The sequence below is a fragment of the Kitasatospora sp. NPDC059462 genome (genome assembly GCF_042749955.1).
Taxonomy (GTDB): Bacteria; Actinomycetota; Actinomycetes; order Streptomycetales; family Streptomycetaceae; genus Kitasatospora.
In genome coordinates this window covers 1-8,565 of record NZ_JBHYUU010000264.1, presented here as the reverse complement: position 1 = coordinate 8,565, position 8,565 = coordinate 1, and the positions used below count along the sequence as shown (strand labels likewise).

8 protein-coding genes are annotated in these 8,565 nt (G+C 73.2%); 7 read left to right on the top strand and 1 reads right to left on the bottom strand.

What is annotated here, in order from left to right; genetic code table 11:
- Positions 1-58: 58 nt before the first annotated feature.
- Positions 59-436 carry a DUF1844 domain-containing protein gene (locus tag ACFXAM_RS36025; protein ID WP_380297824.1) on the bottom strand — a complete coding sequence of 126 codons (378 nt, stop codon included), beginning with the start codon at positions 434-436 and terminating at the stop codon, positions 59-61.
- 462 nt (positions 437-898) lie between these two features.
- Between ACFXAM_RS36025 and infC the strand changes: the two genes are divergently transcribed.
- From infC to pheT, 7 genes are all read left to right on the top strand, one after another.
- Complete coding sequence (infC, locus tag ACFXAM_RS36020) at positions 899-1,606, top strand: translation initiation factor IF-3 (RefSeq protein ID WP_380297826.1); 708 nt, start codon at positions 899-901, stop codon at positions 1,604-1,606.
- 138 nt (positions 1,607-1,744) lie between these two features.
- A complete protein-coding gene (rpmI, locus tag ACFXAM_RS36015) occupies positions 1,745-1,939 on the top strand; it encodes a 50S ribosomal protein L35 (RefSeq protein ID WP_045701618.1) in 195 nt (64 codons plus the stop codon).
- A 109-nt stretch (positions 1,940-2,048) separates the two neighbouring features.
- Positions 2,049-2,444, top strand: coding sequence for a 50S ribosomal protein L20 (gene rplT / locus ACFXAM_RS36010; protein WP_030395970.1), 396 nt, complete (start codon positions 2,049-2,051; stop codon positions 2,442-2,444).
- Positions 2,445-2,543: 99 nt separating this feature from the next.
- Positions 2,544-3,410 carry a TrmH family RNA methyltransferase gene (locus tag ACFXAM_RS36005; RefSeq protein ID WP_380297822.1) on the top strand — a complete coding sequence of 289 codons (867 nt, stop codon included), beginning with the start codon at positions 2,544-2,546 and terminating at the stop codon, positions 3,408-3,410.
- A gap of 116 nt (positions 3,411-3,526) precedes the next feature.
- Positions 3,527-4,630, top strand: a complete 1,104-nt coding sequence (locus tag ACFXAM_RS36000; protein ID WP_380297820.1) for an ATP-binding protein — start codon at positions 3,527-3,529, stop codon at positions 4,628-4,630.
- A gap of 247 nt (positions 4,631-4,877) precedes the next feature.
- Positions 4,878-5,999, top strand: a complete 1,122-nt coding sequence (pheS, locus tag ACFXAM_RS35995) for a phenylalanine--tRNA ligase subunit alpha (protein WP_355370869.1) — start codon at positions 4,878-4,880, stop codon at positions 5,997-5,999.
- Complete coding sequence (gene pheT / locus ACFXAM_RS35990; RefSeq protein WP_380297817.1) at positions 5,999-8,500, top strand: phenylalanine--tRNA ligase subunit beta; 2,502 nt, start codon at positions 5,999-6,001, stop codon at positions 8,498-8,500. The genes pheS and pheT overlap by 1 nt, the downstream gene beginning before the upstream one ends.
- The last annotated feature ends 65 nt before the right edge of the window (positions 8,501-8,565 follow it).

Sequence of the window (8,565 nt, the reverse complement as noted above, 5' to 3'; positions counted from 1 at the left end):
GGGGGGGGGCGGGGCGACCCCCTCGCCCGGGGAGGGGCCCGCCCCCGCGCGGGTCACGTCAGGAGTAGACCGGACCGGTGAACTTCTCGCCCGGGCCCGCGCCCGGCGCGTCCGGGACGATCGAGGCCTCGCGGAAGGCCAGCTGCAGCGAGCGCAGGCCGTCGCGCAGCGGCGCGGCGTGGAAGTTGCTGATCTCCGGGGCGCCGGCGGTGACCAGCCCGGCCAGCGCGGTGATGAGCTTGCGGGCCTCGTCGAGGTCCTTGTCCTTCTCGCCGCCCTCGGCGAGGCCGCACTTCACGGCGGCGGCGCTCATCAGGTGCACCGCGACGGTGGTGATCACCTCGACGGCCGGGACCTCCGCGATGTCCCGGGTGAGGTCGTCGAAGCCGATCGCCTCGTCGTCCGCGGCGGGGGTCTGGGTGGGCTCGCTGCTCAAAGGGGGCTCGTTCCGTCGTGCCGGTGTCCGTACAGAGGGAGCGTACAAGCCGGGGCGCGCGGGGGCGGAATAGCGTTCGACCCCTCGGCGCTGTATGCTTCGAGACTGACCGGCCAGACGTCCTCACGGAGGTCCGGCCAGCAAGTGGAGGCTCCACCCAGGAGGCCCGAGAGGGCAACCGCGAAAGTCTCCCACCTGATCGGCCTCGCGGTCGACGGGTCCGGTCCGCGACGGGCGCCCAGTGTGCCGACGGTCGCCGCAGCGCCCCTCACCGGGTGCCGCCCCCGGTTGTGTGGAGCCCCGCTTGTGTACCGAGCGGGGCTTTTTTCGTGTCGCGGTGTGAACGGCCGAACGGAGCCGGGTACAGCGCAGCACGAATGAAGCCCCGCCCAGTGGTCGAGTCCACTACGTGCGACCGCCGTCCGACGGCCGCATCGCAGAAGGTGCAACCGAGGAGGCCCCATCAGCACCGAGCCCCGCATCAACGACCGGATTCGCGTCCCCGAGGTGCGACTCGTCGGTCCCAGCGGCGAGCAGGTCGGCATCGTGCCGCTTGCCAAGGCGCTGGAGCTCGCGCAGGAGTACGACCTCGACCTGGTCGAGGTCGCGGCGACCGCCCGGCCGCCGGTGTGCAAGCTCATGGACTACGGCAAGTTCAAGTACGAGTCGGCCATGAAGGCCCGTGAGGCGCGCAAGAACCAGGCGCACACGGTCATCAAGGAGATGAAGCTCCGGCCGAAGATCGACCCGCACGACTATGACACCAAGAAGGGTCACGTCGTCCGGTTCCTCAAGCAGGGCGACAAGGTCAAGATCACGATCATGTTCCGCGGTCGTGAGCAGTCCCGCCCCGAGCTGGGCTTCCGTCTGCTCCAGCGGCTCGCCGACGACGTCCAGGACCTGGGCTTCGTCGAGTCCTCGCCGAAGCAGGACGGCCGTAACATGATCATGGTTCTCGGCCCGCACAAGAAGAAGACCGAGGCGATGGCCGAGGCCCGCGCCGCCGCGGACGCCCGCAAGGCCGAGCGCCAGGGCCGGACCGCCGGCTCCGACGCCGCCACTGCCGAGTCCGACGAGCCTGCCGAGGCCCAGGACGCCGCCGCCGAGGTGGAGGCCCCCGAGGCCGCCGCTCCGGTCGAGCAGCCGGCCGAGGCCTCCCAGGGCGCCTGACCCCCAGGGTCAGGAAGGCCCGGGAGACCGGCCACCAGGGTGACGGGGCGTCCCGCCCGGTCACCGCAGATCCATCCTTCACGCCCGCGCGGCGCACACCGCGCGGGCGTGGACGGACCGACGAGGAGATACGGCGAAATGCCGAAGCAGAAGACGCACAGTGGCGCCAGCAAGCGCTTCAAGATCAGTGGCTCTGGCAAGGTGCTGCGCGAGCGCGCCGGCCGCCGCCACCTCCTGGAGCACAAGCCCTCGACGCTGACCCGCAAGCTGGCCGGGACGATCGAGCTGGCCCCCGCCGACGCCAAGAAGATCAAGAAGCTTCTCGGCAAGTGATCGCCCTCCCGCCCGGCGCGAGTCGTGTGCGGGGCAGCTGATCCTTCCCGACCCATTCGAATGACGGACCACGTGAAGCAGTCCGTGGTCCAACTCAAGGAGTAATCAAGTGGCACGCGTCAAGCGGGCAGTCAACGCCCACAAGAAGCGCCGGGTCATCCTGGAGCGCGCCAGCGGCTACCGCGGCCAGCGCTCGCGCCTGTACCGCAAGGCCAAGGAGCAGGTCACCCACTCGCTGGTCTACAACTTCAACGACCGCAAGAAGCGCAAGGGCGACTTCCGTCAGCTGTGGATCCAGCGCATCAACGCTGCGGCCCGTGCCAACGGCATCACCTACAACCGCTTCGTGCAGGGCCTGAAGGCCGCCAGCGTCGAGATCGACCGCAAGATGCTGGCCGACCTGGCCGTCAACGACCCGGGTGCCTTCGCCGCCCTGGTCGAGGTGGCCCAGAAGGCGCTGCCGGCCGACGTGAACGCCCCGAAGGCCGCCGCCGACGCCGCCTGATCTTCCGAGATCGGTTGAGCTCTGACCGGACCCGCAGGCTCGCCTGCGGGTCCGGTCCTGCTTTGACCCCGTCCTTCAGCGCCTCCAGAGAACGAGACCATGCCGAGCACCGACACCCCCCTGCTGACCTCCCTGCGCTCGCCGCGCGTCGTCGCCGCCCGCCGGCTGGCCAAGCGCAACCAGCGCACCAAGGAGCGCCGCTTCCTGGCCGAGGGCCCGCAGGCCGTCCGGGAGGCCGTCGCCTTCGGCAGGCTGCCGGGCACCGGCGAGCACGCCGTGGTCGAGGTCTACGCGACGCCGGAGGCCGCCGAACGCCACGCCGGCATCGTCCGGGCCGCCCTGGACGAGGGGCTGCCGGTGCTGACCGCCACCGACGAGGTCATCGCCGGGATCTGCGACACCGTGACCCCGCAGGGCATCGTCGCGCTCTGCCGCTTCATCGACACGCCCTTCGCCGACGTCCTCGCGGCCCGCCCCAAGCTGGTCGCCGTGCTCGCCCACGTGCGCGACCCCGGCAACGCCGGCACCGTGCTGCGCACCGCCGACGCGGCCGGCGCGGACGCCGTGGTGCTCACCGACGCCTCCGTGGACCTCTACAACCCGAAGGCCGTGCGGGCCTCGGTCGGCAGCCTGTTCCACCTCCCGGTCGCCGTCGGCGTGCCGGTCGAGGAGGCGATCGGCCGGCTGCGCGAGGCCGGGGTGCGGGTGCTGGCCGCTGACGGCGCGGGGGAGCGGGACCTCGACCGGGAACTCGACGAGGGCACCCTCGGCGCACCGGGCGCATGGGTGTTCGGCAACGAGGCGTGGGGGCTCCCGGAGGAGACCCGCGCACTGACCGACGAGGTCGTGCGCGTGCCGATCCACGGACACGCCGAGAGCCTCAACCTGGCCACCGCCGCCGCCGTGTGCCTCTACGCCTCGGCCCGCGCCCAGCGCTCGCCGGGCGGGTGCCGCGCCGCGGGGTGACCCGTGCGCCGACCCGTGCCGGGAACTCGTCGCGGGCCCTATTACCCGAGGCTGTGAGGCGCTAGGGTCTGCCTCGGTGGGGGGAAAGACACGGTGGGTAATCGGGGAGGACACCCATGGTCGGCAGCGGGCCAGAGCTCGACCCGGACGACCTGCCGGACGGCCTGGTGGTCGCCGACGCCCTGGGCCGGGTGGTCCGCTTCAACCGGGCCGCCGCCCGGCTGACCGGCGTCGCCCCGAAGGACGCGCTCGGCAGCGCCCTGGAGGACGTCCTGCCGCTGGAGGACCTCGACGGCCGCCGCTGGTGGCAGCTGACCGACCCCTACGGCGGCCTGGCGGTGCGCACCGGCCAGCCGGAGCGCAACCTGCTGCTGCCCGGCGGACGCGAGGTGCTGGTCTCCGCCCGCTACGTCCGCGAGCGCCCCGGGGGGCCGCTGGAGCGGCTGGTGATCGCCCTGCGCGGCACCGAGGCGCGCCGGCGCACCGAACGCAGCCACGCCGAGCTGATCGCCACCGTCGCGCACGAGCTGCGCTCGCCGCTCACCAGCGTCAAGGGGTTCACCGCGACCCTGCTCGCCAAGTGGGAGCGGTTCACCGACGGGCAGAAGCGCCTGATGCTGGAGACCGTGGACGCCGACGCCGACCGGGTCACCCGGCTGATCGCCGAGCTGCTGGACATCTCCCGGATCGACGCCGGCCGGCTGGAGCTGCGCAAGCAGGTCGTCGACCTCGCCGCCGCCGTGCGCCGGCACGTCGAGCGCAAGGTGGCCACCGGCATCGCCGAGGAACGCTTCGACATCCGGGTCAGCGAGCCGCTCACCGTGCTGTGGGCCGACCCCGACAAGGTCGACCAGGTGCTCGCCAACCTGCTGGAAAATGCCGTGCGGCACGGCGAGGGGACTGTCACCATCGAGGTGGCACCGGCCAAGGAGGTCGTCGAGGCCCCCGTCTGGGAGCGCCCCGGCACCCCGCCCCGCATCGTGGAAGGCACAGCGGTCACCGTGAGCGACGAAGGCAGCGGTATCCCCGAGGAAGCGGTGCCGCGCGTCTTCACCCGCTTCTGGCGCGGTTCCAAGCGCGGCGGCACCGGGCTCGGCCTCTACATCGTCAAGGGCATCGTGGAGGCCCACGGCGGCTCGATCCGCGTCGACCGCGCACCCGGCGGCGGCGCCCGGTTCCGATTCATCCTGCCCGCCGGGATCCCCGACTTCATGCTCTGAAGGGGCATGGACGCCGAACACGGCCTGCCGTGGTCGGCACCCCGGGCGGGCTTGACGGCAGCTGCGCTACGCGCTGCGACTACACTCGACCTTTGGCGTTGTGGAACGCCCCGCGCGGCTGCGCCGCGGACACCCCGCCTCCCCGGTTCGGAGAACGGCTGCCCGTGCCCCGGCCACGCCGGGCGTGACGCGAAGGCACGAGCCCCTTACCTGAGCACGGACGAGCAGGAGCACGGGAAAGATAGAGATGTCGGCACCCAACAAGTCGTACGACCCGGTCGAGGTCGAGGCCCTCAAGCCCGAGGTGGTGGAGGCGGCCCGGGACGAGGCCGTCGCCGCGTTCGCCGCCGCCACCAGCCTCGACGAGCTGAAGCAGGCCAAGGTCGCCCACACCGGCGACCGCTCCGCCCTGTCCCTCGCCAACCGCGAGATCGGCGCCCTGCCCCCGCACGCCAAGGCCGCCGCCGGCAAGCTGATCGGCCAGGCCCGGGGCGCCGTCAACCAGGCGCTCGCCAAGCGGCAGGCCGAACTGGAGGCCGAGCGGGACGCCCGCGTGCTGGTCGAGGAGGCGGTGGACGTCACCCTGCCCTACGACCGCACCCCGCGCGGCGCCCGCCACCCGCTGACCACGCTGGCCGAGCGCATCGAGGACACCTTCGTCGCGATGGGCTACCAGGTCGCCGAGGGCCCCGAGGTCGAGGCCGAGTGGCTCAACTTCGACGCCCTCAACCTGGGCCCGGACCACCCGGCCCGCTCCATGCAGGACACCTTCTTCGTCCAGGCCCCGGATGGCTCCGCCGACTCCGGCGTGGTGCTGCGCACCCAGACCTCCCCGGTCCAGGCCCGCACCCTGCTCGACCGGGAGCCGCCGGTCTACGTGGTCTGCCCCGGCCGGGTCTACCGCACCGACGAGCTGGACGCCACCCACACCCCGGTCTTCCGGCAGGTCGAGGGCCTGGCGGTGGACGAGGGCATCACCTTCGCCGACCTCAAGGGCACCATCGAGCAGCTGGTCTCGACCCTCATCGGCGACGGCCTGGAGCTGCGCTGGCGGCCCTCCTACTTCCCGTTCACCGAGCCGAGCGCCGAGATCGACCTGCAGTGCTTCGTGTGCCGCGGCGAGTCGGTCGGCAACCCGGACCGCCCCTGCCGCACCTGCGGCTCCGAGGGCTGGATCGAGCTCGGCGGCTGCGGCGTGGTCAACCCGCGGGTGCTCGTCGCCTGCGGCGTGGACCCCAACCGCTACAGCGGGTTCGCCTTCGGCCTGGGCCTGGAGCGGATCCTGATGAACCGTCACAACGTCGCCGACATGCGCGACATGGTCGAGGGTGACGTGCGCTTCACCCTCCCGTTCGGGATGGAGATCTGATGCGCGTCCCGCTTTCCTGGCTGCGCGAGTACGTCGACCTGCCGGCCGGCGAGACCGGCCGCGACGTGGCCGAGCGGCTGGTCCGCGCCGGCCTGGAGGTCGAGACCGTCGAGCAGCTCGGCGGCGACCTCAAGGGCCCGCTGGTGGTCGGCGAGGTGCTCTCCATCGAGGAGCTGACCGGCTTCAAGAAGCCGATCCGGCACTGCTTCGTCAACGTCGGCGACGCCAACGGCACCGGTGAGCCGCAGGAGATCGTCTGCGGCGCCAGCAACTTCGCCGTCGGCGACAAGGTCGTCGTGGTCCTGCCCGGCGCCGTGCTGCCCGGCCCGTTCCCGATCTCCGCCCGCAAGACCTACGGCCAGACCTCGGCCGGCATGATCTGCTCGGCCCGCGAGCTCGGCATGGGCGACGACCACAACGGCATCATCGTGCTCCCGCCCGAGTACGAGCCCGGCACCGACGCGATCGAGCTGCTCCAGCTCGTCGACGAGGTGCTCGACATCGCCGTCACCCCGGACCGCGGCTACTGCCTGTCCATGCGCGGCGTCGCCCGCGAGGCCGCCGCCGCCTACAGGCTGCCGCTGGCCGACCCGGCGCTGCTCGACGTGCCGCCGGCCAACTCCTTCGGCTACCTGGTCAAGGTCAACGACCCGGCCGGCTGCGACCGCTTCGTGGCCCGCACCGTCGTCGGCCTCGACCCGGCCGCCAAGTCCCCGATCTGGCTCCAGCGCCGGCTGCAGAAGGCGGGCATCCGCCCGATCTCGCTCGCCGTCGACATCACCAACTACGTGATGCTGGAGGTCGGCCAGCCGCTGCACGCCTACGACAAGCAGCGCGTCGACGGCCCGATCACGGTCCGCCGGGCGGAGGAGGGCGAGAGCCTCACCACCCTCGACGGCGTGACGCGCAAGCTGTCCGCCGAGGACCTGCTGATCTGCGACAACAGCGGCCCGATCGGCCTGGCCGGCGTCATGGGCGGCGCCTCCACCGAGATCCTCGACCCGGCCGCCGGCCCGGGCACCACCGAGGTGATCATCGAGGCGGCGCACTTCGACCCGGTCGTCATCGCCCGCGGCGCCAAGCGGCACAAGCTGCCCTCGGAGGCGTCCAAGCGCTTCGAGCGCGGCGTCGACCCCGAGGCCGCCCGCGCCGCCGCGCAGCGCGCCGTCGACCTGCTGGTGCTGATCGCCGGCGGCACCGCCGAGGCCGGTGTCACCGACATCGCCGCCCCGCACCCGGTGCGCACCATCACCATCGCCGCCGACCTGCCCGACCGGGTCGCCGGCACCGAGTACGGCCGCGAGACCGTCACCCGGCGCCTGCAGGAGATCGGCTGCTCGGTCGCCGGGGCCGACGTCCTGGAGGTCACCCCGCCGACCTGGCGCCCCGACCTCACCGACCCCTACGACCTCGCCGAGGAGGTCATCCGGCTGGAGGGCTACGACAACGTCCCCGCCCGGATGCCCACCGTCCCGCCGGGCAAGGGCCTGACCGAGGCCCAGCGGATGCACCGCCGGGTCGGCGTCGCGCTGGCCGGGGCCGGCTACGTCGAGGTCAACAACTACCCGTTCGTCGGCGAGGCCTCCTTCGAGGCGCTCGGCCTGGAGCCGGGGGACCGGCGGCGGACCACCGTCACCCTGGTCAACCCGCTCAACGACGAGGAGCCGGGGCTGCGCACCACGCTGCTGCCCGGCCTGCTCGGGGCGCTGCGTCGCAACGTCGGCCGCGGCAACACCGATCTGGCGATCTTCGAGACGGGCACGGTGTTCCTGCCGAAGGACGAGCGCTCGGTCGCCCCGCGCCCGGCCGTCGACCGCCGGCCCAGTGACGAGGAGCTGGCCGCGCTGGACGCCGCGCTGCCGCACCAGCCGCGCCGGGTCGCCGTCGCGCTGGCCGGCGAGCGGCTGCCGTCCGGCTGGTGGGGCAAGGGCGCGCCGGCGATCTGGGCCGACGCGATCGAGGCCGCCCGCACGGTGGCCCGCGCCGCCGGGGTCGAGCTGACCGTGCGCCAGGGCCGGCTGATGCCGTGGCACCCGGGCCGCTGCGCCGAGCTGGTGGTCGCCGGCACCGACCGCGTGGTCGGCCATGCCGGTGAGCTGCACCCGCGCGTCGTCAAGGCGATGAACCTGCCCGAGCGCACCGGCGCGATGGAGCTGGACCTGGACCTGCTGGCCGCCGACGGCGCCGCGCGGGTCGACGGCCCGGCGGTCTCCGGCTTCCCGGTGGCCACCCAGGACGTCGCGCTGATCGTCGACGCCGCCGTGCCGGCCGCCGACGTGGAGGGCGCGCTGCGCACCGGGGCCGGCGAACTGCTGGAGGCGATCCGGCTGTTCGACGTCTTCACCGGCGAGCAGGTCGGCGAGGGCAGGAAGTCGCTGGCGTACGCGCTGCGGTTCCGCGCCGCGGACCGCACGCTGACCGCCGACGAGGCGAGCGCCGCCCGCGAGGCGGCCGTCGCCGAGGCCGTCGCCCGCACCGGCGCGGTGCTGCGCGGCGCCTGAGGCAGCGCGGCGTCCGGACGCGCGTGACGCGTCCGGCGCGCCGACGGAAGGGCCCCGGCCGGATC

What these genes read in the sequence shown, in the direction of transcription:
- rpmI (WP_045701618.1), top strand. Translation starts at nt 1,745, where the DNA reads ATGCCGAAGCAGAAGACGCACAGTGGCGCCAGCAAGCGCTTCAAGATC.
- ACFXAM_RS36005 (WP_380297822.1), top strand. Translation starts at nt 2,544, where the DNA reads ATGCCGAGCACCGACACCCCCCTGCTGACCTCCCTGCGCTCGCCGCGC.
- ACFXAM_RS36000 (WP_380297820.1), top strand. Translation starts at nt 3,527, where the DNA reads ATGGTCGGCAGCGGGCCAGAGCTCGACCCGGACGACCTGCCGGACGGC.
- pheS (WP_355370869.1), top strand. Translation starts at nt 4,878, where the DNA reads ATGTCGGCACCCAACAAGTCGTACGACCCGGTCGAGGTCGAGGCCCTC.
- pheT (WP_380297817.1), top strand. Translation starts at nt 5,999, where the DNA reads ATGCGCGTCCCGCTTTCCTGGCTGCGCGAGTACGTCGACCTGCCGGCC.